The organism is Anaerotruncus massiliensis (ex Togo et al. 2026) (assembly GCF_900199635.1).
Lineage (GTDB): Bacteria > Bacillota > Clostridia > Oscillospirales > Ruminococcaceae > Anaerotruncus > Anaerotruncus massiliensis.
In genome coordinates this window covers 1281120-1302961 of the sequence record NZ_LT962687.1, presented here as the reverse complement: position 1 = coordinate 1302961, position 21842 = coordinate 1281120, and the positions used below count along the sequence as shown (strand labels likewise).

15 protein-coding genes and 1 riboswitch are annotated in these 21842 nt (G+C 64.2%); of the genes, 1 reads left to right on the top strand and 14 read right to left on the bottom strand.

The genetic code is table 11. The features are described 5' to 3' along the window. Positions 1-51: 51 nt before the first annotated feature. From C1A13_RS06610 to C1A13_RS06570, 9 genes are all read right to left on the bottom strand, one after another. A complete protein-coding gene (locus tag C1A13_RS06610; protein ID WP_242970825.1) occupies positions 52-3381 on the bottom strand; it encodes an ATP-binding protein in 3330 nt (1109 codons plus the stop codon). A gap of 119 nt (positions 3382-3500) precedes the next feature. Further along, on the bottom strand, positions 3501-4079 hold the full coding sequence (locus C1A13_RS06605) for a sugar O-acetyltransferase (RefSeq protein ID WP_101550329.1): 579 nt from the start codon (positions 4077-4079) through the stop codon (positions 3501-3503). A 139-nt stretch (positions 4080-4218) separates the two neighbouring features. Further along, the gene (locus C1A13_RS06600; RefSeq protein WP_101550327.1) at positions 4219-4758 is read right to left on the bottom strand and encodes a hypothetical protein; all 540 of its coding nucleotides are present in this window, start codon (positions 4756-4758) and stop codon (positions 4219-4221) included. Further along, entirely contained in the window at positions 4758-4997 is a 240-nt protein-coding gene (locus C1A13_RS06595) for a bactofilin family protein (RefSeq protein WP_172439198.1), read from the bottom strand. Before C1A13_RS06595 ends, C1A13_RS06600 begins: the two co-directional genes overlap by 1 nt. 176 nt (positions 4998-5173) lie before the next feature. Further along, positions 5174-6631 (bottom strand): hypothetical protein, encoded by a 1458-nt coding sequence (locus tag C1A13_RS06590; RefSeq protein ID WP_101550323.1) that lies wholly within the window; start codon positions 6629-6631, stop codon positions 5174-5176. Between the two features lie 26 nt (positions 6632-6657). Further along, on the bottom strand, positions 6658-7884 hold the full coding sequence (locus C1A13_RS06585) for a hypothetical protein (protein WP_101550321.1): 1227 nt from the start codon (positions 7882-7884) through the stop codon (positions 6658-6660). A gap of 69 nt (positions 7885-7953) precedes the next feature. After that, entirely contained in the window at positions 7954-10215 is a 2262-nt protein-coding gene (locus tag C1A13_RS06580; RefSeq protein ID WP_101550319.1) for an InlB B-repeat-containing protein, read from the bottom strand. A 445-nt stretch (positions 10216-10660) separates the two neighbouring features. Continuing rightward, the gene (locus C1A13_RS06575) at positions 10661-11512 is read right to left on the bottom strand and encodes a tyrosine-type recombinase/integrase (RefSeq protein WP_101550317.1); all 852 of its coding nucleotides are present in this window, start codon (positions 11510-11512) and stop codon (positions 10661-10663) included. Positions 11513-11776: 264 nt separating this feature from the next. Continuing rightward, complete coding sequence (locus C1A13_RS06570) at positions 11777-14695, bottom strand: hypothetical protein (protein ID WP_101550315.1); 2919 nt, start codon at positions 14693-14695, stop codon at positions 11777-11779. 110 nt (positions 14696-14805) lie between these two features. Next, positions 14806-14888, bottom strand: a riboswitch (cyclic di-GMP riboswitch). Positions 14889-15136: 248 nt separating this feature from the next. Here C1A13_RS06570 and C1A13_RS06565 point away from each other — a divergent pair. Beyond that, positions 15137-15667, top strand: coding sequence for a putative ABC transporter permease (locus C1A13_RS06565; RefSeq protein WP_101550313.1), 531 nt, complete (start codon positions 15137-15139; stop codon positions 15665-15667). A 77-nt stretch (positions 15668-15744) separates the two neighbouring features. Here C1A13_RS06565 and C1A13_RS06560 read toward each other — a convergent pair whose 3' ends face one another. Genes C1A13_RS06560 through C1A13_RS06540 form a run of 5 tightly spaced genes read right to left on the bottom strand, consistent with a single transcriptional unit; the run spans position 15745 to position 21793 of the window. Then, positions 15745-16884 (bottom strand): M24 family metallopeptidase, encoded by a 1140-nt coding sequence (locus C1A13_RS06560; protein ID WP_172439197.1) that lies wholly within the window; start codon positions 16882-16884, stop codon positions 15745-15747. Between the two features lie 28 nt (positions 16885-16912). After that, entirely contained in the window at positions 16913-17797 is an 885-nt protein-coding gene (locus tag C1A13_RS06555) for a CoA-transferase subunit beta (protein WP_101550309.1), read from the bottom strand. A 1-nt stretch (position 17798) separates the two neighbouring features. Continuing rightward, positions 17799-18746, bottom strand: coding sequence for a CoA transferase subunit A (locus C1A13_RS06550; RefSeq protein ID WP_207654182.1), 948 nt, complete (start codon positions 18744-18746; stop codon positions 17799-17801). 19 nt (positions 18747-18765) lie between these two features. Further along, a complete protein-coding gene (locus tag C1A13_RS06545) occupies positions 18766-19866 on the bottom strand; it encodes a CaiB/BaiF CoA transferase family protein (RefSeq protein ID WP_172439196.1) in 1101 nt (366 codons plus the stop codon). A 28-nt stretch (positions 19867-19894) separates the two neighbouring features. Next, on the bottom strand, positions 19895-21793 hold the full coding sequence (locus C1A13_RS06540) for a TRAP transporter permease (protein WP_172439195.1): 1899 nt from the start codon (positions 21791-21793) through the stop codon (positions 19895-19897). Positions 21794-21842 lie beyond the last annotated feature (49 nt).

The window sequence follows — 21842 nt, the reverse complement described above, 5'->3', positions numbered from 1 at the left end:
CGCGTGAACAAAAGTTCACGCGGCCCTTTTTTCACCCACCGGGCGGCCTGTTCAGCCGATCCAGCGGTGCAGGGTCTCGAGCAGCCGGTCGATCTCCAGCGGCTTGGTCACATGCTCGTTCATGCCCGCCTGCCGGGCGCGGTAGACGTCGTCGGCAAAGGCGTTGGCCGTGAGCGCGATGATGGGGATGTCCGCGGCGTCCGGCCTCCCCTCGCCGGCCAGCCTCCGGATCGCCTTCGTGGCCTCGTAGCCGTCCATGACGGGCATCTGGATGTCCATCAGGATGAGGGCGTAGGCGCCCGGCGGATGGGAGGCGAAGAGGTCCACCGCCTGCCTGCCGTTTTCGGCGCAGGCGATCTCCAGCCCGGCCATACCCAGAAGCTCCCGGGCGATCTCCCGGTTGAGGTCGTTGTCCTCCACCAGAAGAAGCCGCGTGCCGGGAGGGAACGCCTCCCCCTGCCGCGCCGGAGAGCCGGCGCAGGATCCCGCCTCCCGCGCGTCCTCCCCCGCCAGCTTGAGGAAGATGGTCACGACGAACCGGGTGCCCTTGTCCGGCTGGCTCTCCACCCGGATGGTTCCGTTCATCATCTGTACCAGATTGTGGGTGATGGCAAGGCCCAGCCCCGTCCCCTGGACCCCGCTCACGCGGGCGTCCTTCGCCCGCTCGAACGGGGTGAAGAGCTTATCGAGGAACTCGGGCGGCATACCGATGCCGTCGTCCTCCACGGTGAATTCAAAGCAGCCGACCCCGCTGCGGCCCGACACCCGTTCCTCCGCCGTCAGGGAGATATGGCCGCCCGTCCCGGTATATTTCACCGCGTTGGACAGCAGGTTCAGCAAGATCTGCTGGACCCGCATGAAATCCCCGTGGACCGCGTCATGGCGCAGGTCGGAGCGCAGGACGATCTGCTGCTCCTTGCTTTCCGCGTCGGAGCGGATAATCTGCATGACGGTGTTCAGCGTGTCGCTGACCAAGAAGGTGTTCTCGCTGAGGCTGACGTTGCCCGACTCGATCTTGGACATGTCCAGAACCTCGTTGATGAGTCCCAGCAGGTGGTTTCCCGATATGCGGATCTTCCCGAGGCAGTCGGCGAGCTTGTCCGGGTCGCCCAGCTGCTTTTCCGCGATGGAGGTCATGCCAAGGATGGCGTTCATCGGCGTGCGGATGTCGTGGCTCATCCGGGAGAGGAACTCCGACTTGGCGTGGTTCGCCCGCCGGGCGCCCTCGTACGCCTCCTCCAGCGCCCGCTTGGCCGCCTGGTCCTCCGCCTGACGCTCCAGCTCCCGCCGCTTCTCCCCGCTGATGTTGCGCAGGGTGACGATGGCGGTCCTGGTCTCCGCCCCCTCCGTCGAAACCGGGTGGATCTCCAGCCGCAGCCAGGGCGACGCGGTGCCGTCCGACGCGTTCCGGTGGAACTCCGCCTCCGAGTGGCCGCTGATCCGCGAAAATTCCCCGAGCAGGCGCTCCCGGTCGCACAGCCGCGCCACGCGGGGGCGGTCGCCCTCCGCCACATGGGGGAGCAGCCGTTCGCACAGGTCCCCGGTGAAGCTGCCGGTGCGCGGAAAGGCCATCGCGTCGCTCGCCTGCGGCAGACGCACGGCGTAGTACTCGTTCGCGGTCAGGTTGACGTAAAAGATGCTCACGTACATGCCGCTGATCGCCTGCAGGGCCGACTGGCTCATGTGCAGGCGTTCGCTGTTTTCCGAAAGCGTCTCCTTCATGCTGTGGATGTCCCGGATCGTGCCCACGACCCGGCTGAGCCGCCCCTCCCGCAGGATGGGACGGCTGCTCACCCGGTGCCAGCGGTAATCGCCGGGGGCGGCCCCGGGCGTGACGACCCGCATCTCAAACATTTCGCCCCGCCCGTTGCAGATGTTGTCGAGCGTGGCTGGCACGTCCTCCGGGTGGATGAACGTTTCGTCCCGCAGCCTCCGCGAATAGTCGCGGATCTCCCGGCGGATGATCCCCTGCCCGTGCTGCGGCTCGTAGCTGATGAAGGTGTCGGAATCCACAAGGTACTCGAACAGCGTGTCGGAGCTGGACTCCATGGCCACGCGGTACATCTCCTGCTCCTGCTCGAGCTGCTGCTGGAGGGCCCTGCGCGGTGTGATATCGATCATAGTGCGCTGGATGACCGCGTCCCCCTCCTCCGTTCGGCCGACGATCATGTTGGTGCCCTCCAGCCAGTGGACCGAGCCGTCGCGCCAGCGCGCACGGTATTCCCGGTCCTGGCGGTCCCCCACCTCGTGCAGCAGCAGGTAGGTCTTCCGCAGCATGACGCGGTCCTCCTCCAGCACCGAGCCGAGCACGCCGCCGTGCCAGTCGCGCAGGCCCTCCTCCATGCTTCCGTATCCCAGCAGGGAGAGCGCCGCCCGGTTGAGGGAGATCAGGTCGCACGCCCCGCCTTTGCGGCGGACGAAGCGGATGATCCCGCAGGGGACGGTGTCGTAGATGCTGGTGAGCAGCGCGGTCTGCTCCCGGAGGCGCTGGGAGTCCTCCTCGGCCTGGGTCACGTCGAGGTAGAGGCTGTTGACCATCCAGTTGCCTTCCGCGTCCCGGGCCTTCTTCCCGCTGTCGATGATCCATTTGAGGCTGCCGTCCTTGCAGCGCACCCGGTAACGGGTGGAATAGGAGAGCCCGCCGTCCCGGAACGCCTCGGCGCAGTCAGCGAGCGCGTGCGCGAGGTCGGGCGGATAGACGGCGCCCACGGCGCTTCCGCCGCTGGCCTCCATAAATTCCTCCACCGTGTATCCGAAGAGCGCGGCCGCCTCCCGGCTGACAAAGGCGAAGGAGTAGGTTTCGTCGTCCCGGCTGATCTTCAGCCCGCCGGCGATCGAGCTCATGACCACTTCCATCTGGCGGTTCTGCTGGACCGTCTGCGCCTCCAGCGCGGCAAGCCGCTCCTGTACGAAGTCGTAGGACTGGCGGCCGATCTTTTCGGGGAAGAGCTCCTCCTCCACCATCTCCTGGTAGGGGTTGGAGCAGTGGATGTGCGCGCAGCGCAGGCCGTCCGGCGTCTCCTGGAAAACAAAGGTCACCCGCTGGTGCACCTTCAGGTACATCTTCACGCCGGGCGCGGTGGTGATCCACATCCGCCCCGTCACCACATAGACCCCCGGCGCCGGCTCGATCACGTCGTATTCCTCGTCCCGGATGTCGCAGCGGGGGATGGCTCCGCCGAACCGCCGGAACATCTCCGCCGCCGCGCCGCGGTCGGCGAGGTACTGCTCCTCCCCCGCGCCCAGCCAGGTGAACTGCGGCGCAAAAAAGGAGGCCACGCCCCCGGCGTCGCCGTCGCAGTAATGCATGTGCATCAAGCGGCTGGCGAGGGCCTTGGCCTCCTCATGGCGCCGGACATGCGCGTCCCTCTGATTTTCCAATGCCTCCCGACCTTTCCTCCGCGGCTGAAAAGCGGATATCCTTTCCCATGATACTTGATTGTTTCCCGCCCGTCAAGGGAGCCGGGCGGGAACCGCGTCCGCGCTTTGCGGGGAACGGTCTACCGTTCGGCCTCCCCGTCCCTGCCGAGGAACTTGATCAGCCGGGCCGGATTCCCGCCCATCACGGCGTTGGGCGGCACGTCCCTCGTCACCACGGCGCCCGCGCCGACGATCGCGTTTTCCCCCACGGTGACGCCGGGCAGCACGATCGCGCCCGCCCCGATCCAGACGTTCCCGCACAGGCGGATGGGCCGCGAAACCGTGCACCTGCGCATCGCCGGGTCGGCCGCGTGGTTGGTCGTGATGAGGCTGACGTTCGGCCCGATGAACGCGTCGTCCCCGATCTCGATGCCGCCGCGGTCCATAAAGGTGCAGCCGGTGTTGATGAAGACGCGGCGGCCCACCCGGATGTTCCTTCCGAACCCTGCGTAAAAGGGCGGGCAGAGGCGCAGCGTCTCGTCGATCGGCGTCCCGGTGAGCCGTGCGAACCACGCGCGCACCTGCTCCGGGGTGTGATAGCCCATATTCAGCTCCGCGGAGAGCCGGTGGGCCTCCCGGATGATCTCATTGATGACCCCGTAATCGGGGTCCTCCAGCGAGACAGGAAGTCCCGCGCGGTCCCTCTCCAGAATATCCATCTCTTCCGCCTTCCTTCCAGGGGCCCCTCCCCGTTTTCTCCAGCTTATCACATCCGACCAACCGTTTCAATCCATTTCGCAGGGCGCGGGAAACGCAGAAAAGGCCGCATGGATCGAAATCCACGCGGTCCTTCGGCGGTCATTCCCCTGCGGGGCGGCTGCCGCGGAGAAGCCGTTCTCCGTCCACAGGCCGCCTTGCGACCCATCTGCCCGGTTTGTCCATCCGTTCCAGCGTCTCCAGAAGCATTTCGCCCAGCTCCAGCGCGCTTCGGAAGTTCACCCTGCGCCTGCCCTCGGGCCACTCCACGCTGCCCTGCCAGGTCGCGTTCTGGCGGAAGAGCACCCGGATATAGAACCGGGTCCTGGCGGAGAGGATCTTCTTGAGCTCGCCCGGCTCCCAATACCGCACCAGAGAGGATTTCGGCAGGAAGACGGGGGGCTTGGCCGCCATGTTGTCCAGGTCCCGCCCGGACAGCCAGCGGCGCTCGAACGTCGCCTGCGGGTGGTCCAGCGCGTCCAGAATCTGGTCGATGCGCAGGAAGAGGTCCATGAACCCGTAAAACGGGATGTAGGACTCCAGATAGCAGTTGAACAGCCGCCCCTCCGGGACGCCCAGCTGGTAGGCGTCCACCCCCACCACCATCAGGGCCGCGTAATCCGGCAAACCGTCCTTTTTCATCACAGGCTCCCTCCCTGAGCTTTCGTCAACGCGGCGCCCGGCCGCAGGACGACCTGTCCCGCCCGCAGGCTCCCGGTGACTCTCGCGCCCGGATGCAGGAGAACGGTCCCCTCGGCCGAGATCTCCCCTGCAACCTCCCCGTACACCTCCAGCGCCGGGCAGGCGATGTTTCCGCGCAGCCGGGCGCGCGCGCCGATGATGCTTCGCCTTTCCCAGTTGATGAACGCTTCCTGTTCCACTGCGGACGCCTCCCTGATTCATTTTTGTCATGCGGGCGCCGTTCTGCGCCTGGGGGAAATGCCGGCCGGGCGGCGCGGCAAGAGGGCGCGCCGCGCCGCCGGCCGGTCATTCCGCACGGCCCTCCGCCATTGGACAGAGACTTGGAGAGACGGCGGAGGGGCCTATCCATATGGGCTCAGGCCCTTGAGGAAAGCATGATGCCGGTCGGGACGCGCAGGGGCCTGCCGGCCTCCTCCCGCGCCTTTGCGGCCGCGGCCGCGTCGGCAGAGAAGACGTAGGTCCCGAAGGTGCGGTCCTTCGCGGTGAACATCAGGTCACCCCCGTCGTTCCCGGTATAGCGGAATTCAGCGGTGACATCCTCCAGCGTGTCTTCATCGATCAGCTGGTAAATCCGGATCTCCTCCGGATCGATCAGCTCTTCGCCGTCGCGGCCGACGAACGGATTGGCCAGCTCCAGCTTGACGCGGGTCACGCCCGTCATCGTCGGCTTGCCGGAAAACGCATAGACGCAGGCGTCGGTATCCGCGAACCGGCCGTCCAGGATCCCGGAATCCCAGCGGGTGGAGAGCTTGGCGTAGAACTTGCCGGGGTCGCTGTCGCCCAAAAAGGTGGCGCGCGCGATGGTGCCGCCGTCGTTCTCCCAGGTGATCTCGTTGCCGTCATTTTTGGAGGGCTTGACCATCAGCCCGCGGTCGCCGGCGGCAAAGTCCGCGTCCGCGTCCACCACGAGGTTGTTGATCCACAGCCGGTCGCTCTCAAGGGTGATCTTGGTGCCCTTGGGGATCACGTCGACGCCCGGGACGAGGGTGGTCACATCCTCGGGAAGCCAGTAACTCTCGGGGGGATAGAGCCCGAACCAGGCGTTGCCCCAGGCGGCCTGCGCCCCCCTCAGGTCGATGTCCTTCTTGGCCTTGATCTCGAGCTTGAAGGTCACGCCGGCCTCCTTGTCCTGCTGGAAATCCTTCAGCCGGACCTGCGCGTAGTAGGAGCGGTCATGCGCGTTCATGCCGGGGCCGGCGGCATAGCCCGGCAGGCCGTCCGTCGACGGGTCGGTCAGGAATTCGATGTCCGCCGCGTCAAACTCCCTGTCGACGAGCTTGATCGACTCGATGTATTTCGCGTTGTCGCCCTTCTTGATTCTCACGTCGAGGTAGTCGTCATAGTCGAAGATCGACCGCCCCTCCAGCGTGCCCGCGGCGTCCTGCAGGTCCCCGACGGTCGGGAAGTCCGACTTGAGGTAGACCCAGAAGGGGTTGAGGGTCAGGTAGAGCGTTTCGCCGGGCTTGATCAGGTCGTTCAGCCGGTCGTTGGGTGTGTAATAGTCGCCGTTTACCCCCTCGGCATAGTGCCAGCCGGCGTTCAGGGTGTCCTTGGCCGGGTCGTAGCCCGGGTCGCCGGCGTAGACGACGGTGTCGAGGTGCCCGGATTCGTGCTTGGCGTTGTCCGCCTTCTCCACGATGACCCTCCGGCCGATCGTCCAGGGGTTGCCGTCCGTGTACTGGGAATCGTTGATCGCCCCGGTAAAATAGCCGAGGGCTTCCTTTTCGGCGCTGGCGCCGCCCGCGGCCAAGGCGGGGACCGCCGCCGAAAGGGCGAGCGCCGCCGCCAGTGCAAGGGATAAGAGCTTCTTCATGAGAGTTCCTCCTTCAATAAAGTCGGTCAGCGCCCGGTGTTCGGGATTTCCTTTTCATCCGCGGGCTCTCCTGCGGGCGCCTCGCCGGCCAGTGTTTTTTCAACGAAGATGTAGGTGCCCAGCGTGCGGGTTTTGAGGGTGAAGACGTCGTTGCCGTCCTCGTCCTCGCCGTGCCGGAACGCCGCGGTCGCGTCGATCAGCTCGCCGTCTTGAACCTCATAGATGCGGATGTTTTCAAGGTCCGCGGTCAGCTCCTCCTCGTCCCAGTCGTAGTAGGGGTTGTAGAGGGTGAGCGTGGGGCGGATGGTCGAGGAGATGGACGGGTTCCCGACGAAATCGAAGATGAATGCGTCCTGGTCGGCGAACAGCTCGGCGTAATCCCGGTCGTCCCACCTGGTGGACAGCTTCGGATAATACTTTTTGGTCTCGGAATCCGCGTAGAATTCGAGCTTTGCGATCGCATGGTTCTCATTTTCCCAGGTGACCGTGTTGTCCTCGTTCCTCTCCGGCTTCACCACGTACCCCCCCTGTCCGGCCATCCAGTCCTGGTCGCCGCCTCGCTCGGTGCGGTTGCCGATATAGATCGCGCCTTCGAGCGAAGCGCCGGGGACGGTGCCCGCGCCGGGGCCGTTTTTGAGGGCGGAGGCGGAGATGACGTACTTGGTGCCCTTGCTGATGCCGTTTATGCCCGAGGAGCCGGCGGTCCCGTTCTTCGACTCCACGAGCCTGCCGCCGGACTCATACACCATGTCGCACCTCGCGGTGAAGGTGAATTCGGGGGAGAGCTTGTATTCCGCGTCGGTGTAATCGTCCTTGATCACGATCTTGACGGCACGGTCCCTGTCCGCCCCGCCGGTGACCCGCTTCTCGGCGATGGACATCGATTCGATGATCTTTTTGTCGTCGTCTCCCCTGCCCGCCTTGAATTTGAAAAGGTCCTTGTCAAAGAACGCCTCCAAAAGGGCCTCCCGGCCCGCGCCGCTCCAGCCGGCGAACAGGCCGCCGCCGTCCTCCGGGAACTGGCCCGCCGCCAGGTCGCCGGGGTCGATGTCCAGGGTGTCCAGGACCAGATAGACGGTGGTGTTGGGGACGCCTTCGCCGTCCGGGTTTTTGGCGACGGTCTCGCCGTCGTCAAAATAGATGGCGCCGTTGACGGTGGAGATGTGCACCTCGTCGGCCTTGGCGGCCAGAGCCGGGACGGCCGCCGAGACGGCCAGCAGCACGGCCAGCACGCCGGATAATAGCTTTCTCATAGGGTTTCCCTCCTGTTATTGTTCTGGGCCGCCGCGCGGAACACCGCGCGGCGGTCCGTGCAGATATGGTTACCTCCTGCCGGGGCGCTTGGGAGGCGCGGGAACAACCGGCGATCCCCCGCCGGAGGACGAGGGCGCGTACTGCGCGGTGACCGTCTTGTTGCCGGTGACGGGGGTGTCCCTGTCGACGGAAGCGCCGCCTTCATCCACCCAGCCGATGATGTCGCCGTCCGTCGGCAGCCGGTCGCCGAGGCTTTCGCCATCGGGGACCTTGACCCTGGTCGTCCCGCCGTTGGTCACGATGGTGACGCTCCAGACGTTCTGGACGGCGGCGCCCTTGTCAAAGACCGCCGTGATCGTCATGTCCCCGTTCACCGGGAGCGCGGCGAGCGCGTCATCCTGGACGTCTGCCGCCCCGTCGCCGTCAACGTCCCAGCCCTTGAACTCGTAGCCGTCGTTCGGCTTCGTCCCGGGCGCGCTGAAGCCGCCCTCCGCGTCGCCGAGGACCGCGCTGCCCGCCCTGTCCAGAACGGCGAAGGCGTCCCTTCCGCTGATCGAGCCGTTGGGCCCGGAGGTAAACTTCACGTTGTAGGCGGGGACGTAGACCGGCTTGACGGTCAGTTCTCCGGAGACCTCAGCGTTTTTCAGGGACTCGTTGTCCGCGTAGTCGGCCGCGCCGTCGCCGGTCGTATCCCAGCCGACGAACGCGTAGCCGGAATCCGGCTTCGCCTCCGGAAGGGTCTTGCCGTCCTTCTTGATCTCGACCGCGTCGCCCAGCCTGTCGCTGCCCGTCTTAATCACGGTGAATTGCTTTTCACCGGAAAGGGTCCCGTGGTCGGCGTCCTCGAACCTGACGGTGAAGCTGCTCTGGTCCTCGTCGGGGATGCCGTCCCGGTTGAAGTCCTCCTTCCAGATCGGCTTCACGGTGATGGAGGTCCCGGTCATCGTCTGACTGCCGTCGAAGAGGACTTCCGCCCCGTTATCAAACTGCCAGCCGTCGACGACGTACCATTCCTTCTCCGGGTTTCTCGCGGGCCGGTCGCCCTCGGTAATCGGGTCGCCCATCTCCTTGGGAACGTTCAAGCTTGCGGTCTCGCCCTTTTCATTGAAGCCGTCCGGCCATTTCCCGTCGGTGGGGCTGAAATTGAGGCCCGCGGCCCTCTTCTTCCAGACGCCGTAAATGTCGGTCGCCTTGTTGACGGTAAAGCTGTCGCCCTCCTTATAATAGGTGCCGGTGCCGTCCGTCTTGTCGTTCCAGCCGAGGAAATCGTAGTTGACGCTGCCCGCCACGCCGGAGACGTCCGGCGTGGCGCCGACGACCGCGTTGACGGTGTAGGGCGTTCCGGGGTCGATGCCGGTGTCGCTGGCCTCCACGATGGGGTCGGCGTCGGTCGGGAAGTTTCGGATGTAGCGGACCGTGTAGCCCGACATCATGCGGAAATCGGAGAACTCGATGCGGGTCAGGCTGCTGCAGGCATGGCTTTGGTAATCCGCGCCAATGCCGATCCCCGCGCCGGTGTTTTCGATGCCGCCGTCATAGAGCGTCACCGGGGCCTGCGCGACCAGCGAAGTGTTTCCGTCGCCGTCGGAGACTCTCTCGTACTGGGCGTAGGAGGCCAGCAGATGGGTGGGGTCGATCTCCATTTCGATGTGGATTTTGCTGCTGGTGGAGCTCGTATTGTACGCGGGAAGAGACGCCACCCTGCTGACGCCGCTGAAGGAGGTCACCGTGGAGCTCGCGGACATCGCCGCCGCGTTCACCTGCGACGCCTTCAGCAGCTGGACGCTGCTCCCCTTGTTGGCCGGGAAGTAGATGATGTACCCGTCCAGCCTGCCGTTTTCGATCTGTGCATTGACAAAGATCATCGAACCGGACAGGGTGTGCGCGTCAATCCGCGCAAAGTCCAGGTCGAAGCTGACGACCTTCTTGGCGGAGGAGGCGGAGTGATAGATCATGAAGTCGGCCATCGCGTCCCTGCCGTAGCCGGCGAACATCACGCTGGACGAGTTGGCGTCGCCCTTGACCATGATGTGGCGGTCAAAGTTGTGGCAGACCAACAGATCGTTCCCGGACATCACGTCCGTGAAATAGCCCTGCACCCGTTTGCCGTCGGAGTAGCTGTTGTCCGCGGACTGATAGGGGTGCAGGTCGTCGTTGACCGACCCGTCCCAGTTTGTGCCGTAGTGGTCGTAAACGGTCCAGCTTTCGCCCATGTAATCGGTGGGATCGATCACTTCGGCCGAACCCGCCGCAAAGGCCGGAAGCGAGAAGCCGGTCGCGATCATCGCGGCCGTCAGCGCCAGGGAAATCAGTTTCTTGGTAACTTTCAAGTACAACCCCTCTTTCCTGTTTCGTTTATTTGCATGGGATAGCAAACGATAGACTTCGGGTCCCGCCCCGGCGGCGTGCAAACCGGAATTGCGGCGCAGAAGCGGTAACAAAAGAAAAGCACTACATAATCCGTATTATGTGGTGGTTAAACCGGACCCGTCCGAATTTTCCGAAAAAACGAAGACGGGAAGCGCCAGAAGGCGCTTCCCGCGAGCGTTTTTGCCGTTTTCCCGGACAGGGGCATGGACCGAAAAAGTCACACGAATGTGCTTTTTCGGTCTGTTTTGCGTGCTGAAATCAGCGGATCGTTCGGATCCGCTGATTTTTTCTCTTGCTTTTTACGCGAAAATAGGATAAAATAAAAAAATCGGAGGGGAATTTTGTCAATATATGTATATCATCAACCACATAATACGGATTATGTGGTTTTTTTATGTCGATTTGCTACAACACCAGCCTGAGAGAACTGATCCGCCGCTCATGCTCGTATCCGCTGGTCACAGTATAGATGCGGGTGGTCTCCACGCTGCTGTGCCCCAGAATATCCGCCAGGCGGAAGACGTCCTTATCCATCGCGTAGAATTCCTTCGCGAACAGGTGGCGCAGGTTGTGCGGGAAGACCTTCGTGGACTCCACTCCCGCCGACCGGCAGAGGTTTTTCATGTCGTGCCAGATGTTGCTCCGGTCGAGCGGCCGGCCCGCCCGGGTCGCGAACACCGGCCCCGATTCGATCCCCGACCGCTTCATATACGCCCTGAGCGCCTCGCGCAGCTTCGGCGGGAGGAAAATCCTGCGCCGCTTGCCCTTCGCGGACACCTCGACGAGGTTCGCCGCCACCGCCTGCGCGGTGATCCACCGCAGCTCGCTCACCCGGATGCCGGTGGAGCAGATGGTCTGCATGATCAGGGAGAGGCGCGGCTTGTTGCTTTTTTGCGCCGTCTCGAGCAGCCGCAGGTATTCCTCGCGGGTCAGCTCCCTGTCCGTTTCGCAGAACATCCGGCGCTGCCGCCTCAACAGCTTGACGCGGCAGCCGTCCATGCCCGTCGCCGCGAAGAACTTGTTGAGCGCCGCGAGCTTGGTGTTGACGGTCGCCGACGAGCGGTAGGTCTTCACCAGGTGGTCCTTGTAGGCGATCGCCTCCTCCTTATCGACCGGCTCCCCCTTTTGCAGGAAGCCGCAGAAGTCCCGTACGTCTCTCATATACTGCGCGATCGTAAGCTCGCTCTTTTCTTCCGTGACCAGCCGGCGGCGGAATTCATCCAAAAGCTGATCCGTTATTCTGTATCTGCCGATCATTGATCTTCACTCCTCCACTGATGATTTTTACTAGAATGTCCAGTTGTCGGCATGTTATTTCGGCGTTTGATTACAGAATCGTCGGGTTTTGTCCGTTCGGTTTTTTCTCATTATACCAAGGCCGGTCAAGGCCGCCGCCCGCTGCCGGGCCCGCGCGCGGACAGGATATCGGGGCATCCGCTGCTTCCGTCCGGAGGGCAATGACAGAAAAAGGCGCCCGCCATGGGGGACCCATGGCGGGCGCCTTCTATGAAAACGCCGCTGTCATCTTCCGGTATTCGGGATTGCCTTTTCCCGCCCGGCAGGCTGTTCCGCGGACGCAGCGGCGGTTCCCGCCGCCGCGTCCTTCAGCTCGTCAAAGGAATAGAACACCTTGTTCCCCGCGACCGCCCCCATCAACGCGCCGTCCAAAACCAGGACGCCGCCGGGATAGCGGAGCTCCAGGATCACCCCGTGCTCCTTCAGCAGACGGATGATCCCCGCCGGCACGGTCTGTTCCGACCGCGCGTTGACCCGCACCGTCTGCCCCTCGGGCGCGGACCGGATCAGCCGCTCGACGGACGGCCAGATGGATTCCGCCGAGCCGGAGCCGGAGCCGGACGAATGATGCCCGGAGCCGCCGGACGGGCGGGACTCCTCCGATTCGGTGTAGGTCAGCACATAGAGGGAAAAGCGGTCGGTCAGGACGGTTACGGTTTTCGGGTCGTTGTCCGTATCCGGAAGCCGCGTGTAGGAAAGGCTTCCGTCCGGCTGCTCATGCGCGCGGATGACCGTGAACGCACGCTCATAGCCCGCCTGCGGGAGCAGGTCCTCCGGAAGCTCGATGACGAGCGGGATCGGCGCGGTGGTTTCCGGGACGGCCTGCGGCGCCGCGTTGCCGACCTTTTTGAAGAGCTGGATGTCGAGGCTCGCGCCGATCGTCTCCCCCTGGAGGCTGCCCGTGAGCTCCGCCTCCACGTCGGGGGCCAGCGCGGTCTTTTCCACCTTGGGGTAAATCTTCACCGTCGTGCCGTTCTGGACCTGCTCCTGCTCCCTATCGGTCAGGACGCTCGAGGCGATGTGGGAAGCCTGCTCCTGCGGCAGCTCCGTCTTCGGCGCGCCGTCGGCGATCTCCGAGTCGATGATCACATCCCCCGAGGCGAGGTTCCCGATCGTCCAGGCGGCCAGGTTTCCCTCCTGGGAAAAGCCGAGGTCGAATCCGCTGCCGGCAAACCACCCCGCGGGAACCGTGTCATTGTCGTCCGCCTCATAGGAGACGGCGACGTCCCCATTGTTCCAGCCGCTTCCGAGAAGTTCGAGGGAGACCGCGTCGTCGTCGGCTCCCGTCTTTGTGAAAAAGCCCTTCAGGTCGAGCCGGTCGGTCAAGCGGACCGTATCGAAATGCGCCACGCCGACGATCTGGCTGTTTCCTTCGTACAGGGTCAGCGACGCGCTCCCCGTCTCCGACGGGACAGGCATGCTTCCCTGCAGGTTTCCGCCGAGGATCATTTCAGCCTCGCTGTCCGAAACGGTGATGTCGCAGCGGTCCGTCACCGAGGCGTTGCCGCCCGTGCTGTCGGTCCCGCCGATCACAGTGCAGAAATATTCATTCTCCGGGAAAACCGCGGGATGATGATCCCCCTTCACGCGGTCCAGGGTCAGATCGACGGAACCGACGGCCGCGTTCGCGCCGGCGCCCGCATCGCCCCCGCCATAGATGCCGCCCGGAATCAGGCAGTCCTCCAGGAGCATGGTCACGCTCCCCACCGACGCGTCGGAACCCGTCCCCGAGGCCGTTCCGCCGCCGTAAAACACCGCCGCGGCGGGACTTCCCCATTGGTCCGCGACCGGCGCTTTCGAGCCCGAAACGGTCAGCTCCACCCGGCCGATCGAGGCGTTGCCCCCGCCGCTGGCGTCGCCGCCGCCAAGCACATAACCATAAAGATTGGGGCAGTCCTTGATCAGCGTCCGGGCCGTCCCCGATACGGAGGCGTCCCCCTTGCTGGCCTGCCCGCATTCGTAGCTCATCATCTCGGAGGTCCCGACCGTGCAGTCGATGCTTTCCGCCGTCGCGGAGGCGGATGCTCCGCTGGCGTAACCGCCGCTGTAGACCTCCCGCACGTCAAGGCCGGTGAGGTGCATACTGATGGGGCCGTTCACGTCGGCCACCGCCGCCCCGCCCGACGTCGCGGTCGCATAGCCGCCTCCGCGTACACTGTAGGTCGCGCCCCCCTCCAGGACCTTCAGGGAGACGGCGCCGACCGAGGCGTCCGCACGGTTCCTGCTGTTGGAATAGGCGTAGCCGCCTCCATAGACGCTATGGCCGTCTTTCGTGAAGCCCTCCTCCGGTAGGGGGCCGCGGGCCCGGTTCTCGGTGCGCGCCGTCCCCAGGACACGGGCGCTGGCGTCGCTGTTTTTGGCCTCCGCGTAGCCGCCGCCGTATGTCTTCACGATGATGTTCCCGGAGGTATCGATATTTGCGTCGCCGCTCACGTCGGCGGAATGGCTGCCGTCCGAATAACCGCCGCCATAGACGGCGCTCACCGGAACGCCGTCCAGCGTGACGCTGGTGTCCCCGTCGACGTCGCGGTTCTTGCCGCCCCCGAAGACGGTTTTGCCCCCGGGAGAGGGGAGCTCCAGCTTCCCGTCCGTCCCGTAGAAGATGTAGCACACGCCGTCCTCCTTGCGGATGGTGATGGCAACCCCGTTGGCGTAGACGCGGTTCCCGTCAATTTCCGGGACGGGACCGTCCTCTTCGGAAAGCGCGGCGACCGCGGCTTCCTCCTCCACGGGCTCCAGTCCGTCCTCATCCCCCGGCTGTTCCTCTCCGGGGAGCTCGTCCCCGGGAGTTTCCTCCGTCGGGTCCGTCCGCCCGCTTTCGTCCGGGACTTCCGGGTCCGTCACCGAGTCGGCGGGCCCGCCGTCTCCCGGCGTCTCTTCCCCGCCGTCCCCGGAATCCGCATCTCCCGGGAGTTCGGCGGGCGGGTCCTCTTCATCCGTTTCCGGTTCGCCGGGTTCTTCCGCGCCGCCCGTCTCCGGGACTTCCGTGGAAGGGGGCTCCGGGTCGGGGACCGGGTCCGCCTCCACGGTTTCACGCGGCTCTTCCCCGGGCTGCCCGTCCGCGGCGAACAGGGGGAGGCTGCCTCCCCACAGCAGAACGACTGCCGTAAGAAGCGCCAGAATCCCTTTCATCTTGGTTTTCATACAAACTACCCTCTCTAATAAAATACTGCAAAAAAAATACGCACCTCATTTTTCAATGATAAAATGCGCAGTCATACATAAGCAACGCCCCCGGGCTCCGGGAGCAGATGTGCTGCAACTGGCTGTCATCGCTTACGCATTAGACCCTATAGCTTTGCGTCCCCGCCTTTAGGCAGGTTTGCCCAATATGGAATTGTCACAAATCTTCTTGATATTTTAAACTGACAAATTCTGTGTTACTTATAAATATATACCTTATTTTGCGGAATGTCAACGCGGTTTTTTATGAAAGATCTCCCAAATCGTCCGCCGGGCCCCAATTGGGAAAATTTCCTCCGCGGCTTCCCTTCCCGCCCGGAATCTGTCATAATGGGACTATCTTTCCGTGCTCCCGCCCCGCCCGCCGGGAGGGGCGGGAGCACGCAAAAAAGGAGGGCCGGGATGCTGGTCAAAGCCGAACGGTATTTTCTCTGCTTCCTGTCATACTCCGTCCTAGGATGGCTGTACGAGGTATTTCTCGAGGTCGTCGTATACCGGTGGGGCTTCTCCAACCGGGGCGTCCTCTTCGGGCCCTACTGCCCGATCTACGGGGTGGGCGCCCTGGTGCTGGTCCTCTCCCTGCGAAGGCTGCGGGACCGCGACATCCGCATCGGGAAGCTGCCGGTTACGCCCCTGCTCGTCTTCGCGTCGGCCGGGGCCATCGCGACGGTGATCGAGCTCATCGGCAGCTACGTCATGGAGCTTACAACGGGCGGCTGGATGTGGGACTACCGCGCGTACCCGCTGAATTTTCAGGGGCGGATCGCGCTCAATCCGAGCGTCCGGTTTGGGCTCGGCGGCCTCGTTATCCTCTACCTTCTCCAACCGTTGCTGGAGCGCGCGGCGCGCAGGCTGCCCGGCAGGGCCCTCGCCCTCCTGAGCGGTTCCCTCGCGGGGCTGATGCTTTTGGATGCCGCCGTGACCTTCTTTTGAGGCGGATTCCGGAAGGCGCCGTGCGGGACGCTGCCGGTGCAAACAAAAAAGAGCCGGTGGAAACCGGCTCTTTTTTCTTATTTGATCGGGATGCAAACGAGTCCCAGCGGAAATTTGGTGAGCAGCTCGAGCTTCCTCTCCTTGACGCAGACGATATACTCGAGCGTAAAGGCGAAGTCCTCGTTGAGGTCGTAGATGTGGGAGTTGACGGAGATGAGCGTGTTGGGCTTCAGGATCACATCCTCGTCGTCCATGAAGTAGGGCGGCAGGTGGCCCGTACCGATGCCGTGTCCGAGGGGCACCGAACCGTTGTCCGGGTATCCCGCCTGCGCCAGCCGGTCGTGGTACCAGTGCTCGATCTCCTTAGTGGAGGCCCCCGGCACCAGCTTGGCGTTCAACTCGGGGATGATCCCCTCGATGGTATCGGTCATCTTGCGGAACTCCCTGCTCGGCTCGCCGAAGCACCAGGTGCGGAAGGTGTCGGTGCGGTACTCGTGCCAGACGGGATGAAAGTCGGTGTAGAAAACGTCGTTCCGGCGCAGGATCTTCCCCGAGGGCAGGTGGTCGCCGCCGCCGATGCGGGCGCCGAAGTTGCACTGGTTGGGGGTGTAATACCAGGTGGCGCCCAGGCGGCGCATCTCCTGCTCGCAGTGCCCCATCAGCTCCGCCTCGGTGATGCCGACGCGCGCGTACTCAATGATCTTCTGCTGCGCGGCGTCGCCCATCGCGCAGACCCGGCGGGTGATCTCCAGCTCCTCCTCGTCCTTGATCATCATGATGTCGTTGATCATCTTTTCCCCGTCGACAATGGTGGCTCCGGGGAACTCCGTCTCGAGGTCGTGGTAGAGGCGGTAGGGGATGGAGGGCAGTTCCACGGCGATGGTGGCCTGCTCGCAGTCGTGCTCGTGGAGAATCTGGTTGGCGACCTCGAGGAAGGAGACCGGCTCCATGCCCGAATAGGGCGATTTCCAGAAGCGGATGTCCTTGATGTAGCCCTCATATTTGAGCCTGCGCCACTCCGCGATCGCCACGAGCAGGGTGGGCTCCTGGTCGGCCCAGACGAAGATGCAGTTCCCGAGGTTGAAGTCGTTGTGGAAGTTGCCCGACACATAGGAGTACTTCTGCTGGTGGGTGAGGATCATCACGTCGATGCCGCGTTTTCGCAGCTCCGCGCGCACCTTCTCGGCATTCCGCCGGAAGAACGAGTAATTCATCATGCTGTCACAGCTCCTTTTCCAATCCGTTTCAGTCGTACCGCTTGACAAACCGTCCCATCGGCTCGAACGAGTCGAGCATGTTCTGTAAGAACACCCCGAAATTCCCCTGCTCCCCCTCCTTGAGGATCTTCTTGCCGCTGCCGACATACATGCCCGAGGGGTCGAGCAGGCGCAGAATCTCAATCTCCTCCTCGGTGGGCGGCTCGGTCTCGCGGACGTCCGGGGAAACCTTCAGGTCCCAGGGCACCATCTCCCGGATCTCCTCCACCGACACGCCGGGATGATAGGTGGCGAGGTACATCTCCTTCGTCTCCGGGTCGAAACGGAAGGTCCCCTCGGCGGAGATGACGATCTCCGGCCCGCCGCCGGGCATCCCGTATTTTTCCCGGCACCCCGGCCCGTCAAGGTAGCCCGGCGAGGTGATGTAATCGACCTTCTCCACAAAGCAGCGCCTGGTGCTGCGCATGATGATGATCGTGCGTTTTGCGCTGGTGGCGATGTCGTTCGCCCCGCCCGAGCCGGGCAGCATGGTTTTGAGGCCGCCCGTCTCACGGTCGAGGATCATCGTGGAGTTCACGTTGCCGTACCGGTCCACCTGCGCGCCGCCGATCACCCCAAGGTCGAGGCGGCCGTTCTGCATGTCGTTCATGATCACCTGCGAGCCGGGCAGCGCCACCGCCCGCTCGTTGACCGTGGTGTCGGTCACGCTGAACATCAGGCGGCGGGGGGTGGGGTTCACGGTGCCCCACTCGGTGGTGACGACGATGTTTTTGGCGTGGGTGATCCCCGCGAGGCTCGCCGCCAGCGTCGGGATGCCGACCCCGGCGATCAGGGTCTCATAGTCGTGGATCACCTTTGCGGTGGTGACGACGAGCAGCTCGTTGAGGGTATAATCCTTCGCGTACTTTTTCACGCTACCGCACCTCCCCATATGCCAAAAACCGCTTTTCGGCGTGGTAGAGCTTCCACAGCCGCTCGTATCCGACCGTCCGGCAGTAGCCGTCCCAGTCCTCCACGCCGAAGATGTACTTGTCGCACCACTCCCGGAAGCCCTCCTCCGTCCGCCACTTTTCCAGCGTGTAGGCGCCGAAGGGGAAATCGTTGTGGTAATAGTAGTTGGAGGCGAACCAGTGCGCGCCGAAGGGTGCCTCGACGACCGCGTCCACGTTGTACTGCGGGATGATCGTCTGGTTGGGGGTGCGCCGGATCTCATCCGTGGTGACCAGCTCCTCGCAGCTCGCGATCACGTATTTCGCGCTGCGCACGAAGATGTCCGTGTTCCCGAAATGCCCGAAGAACTGTAGATTCCCCAGTTTGTCGGCCCGGTGCACATGGATGATGCACACGTCCGGCCGGGCGGCCGGGACCAGCGCGACGGGGGTTCCGCCGCCGTAGGGGTCGTCGATCACCCTGATGCGGGGGTTCTGCTCCGCGATGCTCGAGCCGATCATCGAGCGGGTCGGCAGGAAGGGCACGTTCATCGAACCGGCCAGCGCCATCAGCGCGATGCCGTAGTTGCTGTAGAACTCCATCTCGACCTCGCGGGGAATCTTCTGCTCCGCAGCGCGGCGGAAGACATAGTTGTTCCCCGCGTTGCCGCCTCCGCAGTAGGCGGTGATGATCTTTTTGACCCGCCCGAGCCCGAGCAGCGGGGCGGTGAGGCCGCTGTCGCTGTCGAGCAGCAGGGTCAGGTCGGTCATCCCCTGCCGCGCGATCTCGTGCACGAGCGCGACCGAGCTGTGCTGCAGGCCGCTGAGCATCATGTCCCCGTCCCGCACGAACCGGCTGACCGCCTCCTTGGCGGTCATTACCTTGTCCCGGGACTTTTTATTTTCCACTCTGGGTGGCAGGTTGCTTTGCATCTCCCTCATATCCCTCCGATCACAGGCCGGGCCCGCCGAGGATCCCGCCGTTGTCCGCGCCGAGTTCGGGCGCGGGGCCCGGCTCCCTGAGCTCGAGTCCCTCGAACTTCACCGGGAACGCGACGAGCGGCTGCCCGTTCACCCGTTTTATCATCCCGCGGCTGACAAACTGCGGGTCGTTTTCCAGTTCCTCGATCCTGTTGACAGGCGTGACAGGTACGTCCGCCTCCCGCAGGATCTTCATCCATTCGTCCCGGTCCCTGAGCAGGAACTTTTCGTCGAGGCGCGGGTTGATCTCCGCGCGGTATTTCATCCGGTCGAACCAGCCGAGGTATTTCGGGTCCCTTCCGAGCTCCGGGTCGCCGAGCGCGTCGCACAGCCGCTGCCAGAAATTGAGCTCCAGGCAGCCGACCGAGACGTATTTCCCGTCCCGGGTCCGGTAGGCGCCAAAGCCGCTGCGCCCCATCATGGTTCCCTTGGGCGGCATCCCCCGGTCGAAATACTCCAGGATGCGCGGCCCCATGAACGCCAGCACGCAGTCGGTCATCGACACGTCAAGGTAGGCCCCCTTCCCCGTGCGGCCGCGGTTGATGATGGCCGCGAGGACCGAGACCGCCGCGTACATGGCGGAGGTCAAATCCGCCACCTGCACGCCGCCGCCGGCGACCGGCGGCCCGTCCGGGTCCCCGGAGATGCTCAGCGCCCCGGCGATCGAGAGGTAGTTGACGTCGTGTCCCGCCAGGTCGCGGTTGGGGCCGGTCTGGCCGAAGCCGGAGATCGAGCAGTAGACGACGCGGTCGTTGAGCGCCCGCACCGCCTCCCAGCCGAAGCCGAGCCGGTCGAGCACGCCCGGGCGGAAGCCCTCCATCAGTACGTCGCAGTCCAGAACCAGCTTCCTGAGCGCCTCCTTCCCCCCGTCGCTCTTGAGGTCCAGCGCGACGCTCTTTTTATTGCGCCCCGCCGAGGCGAACATCCCGCCCTGGTACCGCGCGGGGTCCCCCTTGGGCGGGCGCTCCACCTTGATCACCTCCGCGCCGAAGTCCGAAAGGATCATCGAGCAGAACGGCCCGGGCAGGAAGTTGGTCAAATCCACTACGCGGACGCCTTCCAATGGCAGCAATAGACTCACTCCTATCTTCCCCGCCGCGCTACGCGGCGGGCACCTTTGGTTTTCGTTTGTACTGCGACCAGTTGATCGCGGAGATCACGGCGATGATTGCCAGCCCGACCAGGTCGCTGCCGATGCCGGGCTTGATGAGCACCAGCGCGGCAACGAGCGACATCGCCCGCAGGAACCAGTTGAGCTTCCCGAATTGATAGCCGGTCAGCCCGGCCGAAAGCGCGAAGGTCCCGAGCATGGCGGTGACGAACGCCAGCAGGATCTCTCCCGCCGAGCCGATCATCAACAGCGGCGTGCCGTAGACGAACATGAAGGGCACGATGAAGCCGCATGCCCCCACCCGCGTGGCCTGGAAGCCGGTGCGCATCGGATCGGAGCCCGCGATGCTCGCGCCCGCGTAGGCCGCCATCGCGACCGGCGGGGTGATGTTGGAGAGGCAGGCGAAGTAGAAGGCGAACATGTGCGCCGCGATGGCCGGCACGCCCATCTGTACCATGGCGGGCGCGATGAGGACCACCACGATGATATAGCAGGCGGAGGTCGGCAGGCCCATGCCCATGATGATCGAGGCGATCATGGTGAGGACCATCAGGATCGGCAGGCTGCCGTGCGACAGCTCGACCAGCATGCCCGTAAGCATCATGCCGAGCCCGGTGCGCATCAGGATGCCGATGACGATGCCCGCGCAGGCGCAGACCGCCGCGACCTCGAGCCCGCCGATCGCGCCCTCGATCATCGCGGAGACGAATTTGCGCAGGTTGATGCGGGTGTGCTTGCGCAGCGCCGCCACCAGCACGACCAGCACGATGGTGAAGAAGGCGGATTTCTGCGCCGAGTAGCCGACCACACCGAGCAGGTAGATGAGCACGATGACCGGAATCACGAGGTGCCCGCTGCGCTTCATGATCTCGCCCGCCTTGGGCAGCTCGCTCTTCGGCATGCCCTTGAGCCCCGTCTTGGCGGCTTCCAGGTCGACCATGAAGAAGACCGCCGCGTAATAGAGCACGGCGGGGATGATCGCCGCCTTGACGACGTTCCAATAGGGGATCCGCAGGAAATCCGCCATGATGAACGCGGCCGCCCCCATGATCGGCGGCATGATCTGCCCGCCGGTGGAGGAGACCGCCTCCACCGCGCCCGCTACCTCGGGCCGGTAGCCGGTCTTTTTCATCATCGGGATCGTAAAGGTCCCGGTGGTGACCACGTTGGCGACCGCGCTGCCGCTGACGCAGCCCATGAGGCCGCTGGAGATGACCGCCGCCTTGGCGGGGCCGCCGCGCATGCCCCCGAAGGCCGCGTCGGCGATGTCGATAAAGAATTCTCCCGCGCCGGATACGCGCAGGAAGGCGCCGAAGAGGACGAACACCATGATAAAGTCGGCCGCGACCTGTAGGGGCGTGCCGAAGATGCCCTCTTCAGAGAGGTAGATGCTCGAAATGAACGCGCCCGGGTCCAGCCCGCGGTGCATGAGCACCCCCGGCATATAGGGGCCCGCAAAGCCGTAGATCACCAGGACGCCCACCAGGATCGGCAGCGTCCAGCCGACCTTCCGGCGGGCCGCCTCGATGACCAGAAGGGCCGCACAGACGCCCATCACCATATCGACCGCGTTGGGATTGCCGACGCGCCAGGCGATCGCCTTCTGGACCTTGATGACGTAAACAAAGACTACGACCGCGAGGATCGCGAATCCCGCGTCCAAAACAAGGGAAAGCCGTGGGTGCTTTTGGCTGGAGGGCTTGATCAAAAAGATCATCGGCAGCGCGAACGCCATCAGGGTCGCCCGCTGGGCAATGTTGGGCAGCGACCCCGAAAACGCGGTGTAAAGGAAGAAACAGGAACAGCAAAACGCAATGACCGCGATGATCTTCCCCCTGGTCCCTTTGAGCTTCTGCCCCTCCAGTACTTCTGTCAGCCAGTTCAGCATACTCATCCCTTTCTATTCAGTCTCCGGGTTTCCCTCCGCCGGCCGGCGG

Coding starts and splice junctions, on each gene's coding strand:
- C1A13_RS06605 (WP_101550329.1), bottom strand. CDS start 4,079: ATGGATATTCTGGAGAGGGACCGCGCGGGACTTCCTGTCTCGCTGGAG.
- C1A13_RS06600 (WP_101550327.1), bottom strand. CDS start 4,758: ATGAAAAAGGACGGTTTGCCGGATTACGCGGCCCTGATGGTGGTGGGG.
- C1A13_RS06590 (WP_101550323.1), bottom strand. CDS start 6,631: ATGAAGAAGCTCTTATCCCTTGCACTGGCGGCGGCGCTCGCCCTTTCG.
- C1A13_RS06585 (WP_101550321.1), bottom strand. CDS start 7,884: ATGAGAAAGCTATTATCCGGCGTGCTGGCCGTGCTGCTGGCCGTCTCG.
- C1A13_RS06575 (WP_101550317.1), bottom strand. CDS start 11,512: ATGATCGGCAGATACAGAATAACGGATCAGCTTTTGGATGAATTCCGC.
- C1A13_RS06570 (WP_101550315.1), bottom strand. CDS start 14,695: ATGAAAACCAAGATGAAAGGGATTCTGGCGCTTCTTACGGCAGTCGTT.
- C1A13_RS06565 (WP_101550313.1), top strand. CDS start 15,137: ATGCTGGTCAAAGCCGAACGGTATTTTCTCTGCTTCCTGTCATACTCC.
- C1A13_RS06560 (WP_172439197.1), bottom strand. CDS start 16,884: ATGATGAATTACTCGTTCTTCCGGCGGAATGCCGAGAAGGTGCGCGCG.
- C1A13_RS06550 (WP_207654182.1), bottom strand. CDS start 18,746: ATGCAAAGCAACCTGCCACCCAGAGTGGAAAATAAAAAGTCCCGGGAC.
- C1A13_RS06540 (WP_172439195.1), bottom strand. CDS start 21,793: ATGCTGAACTGGCTGACAGAAGTACTGGAGGGGCAGAAGCTCAAAGGG.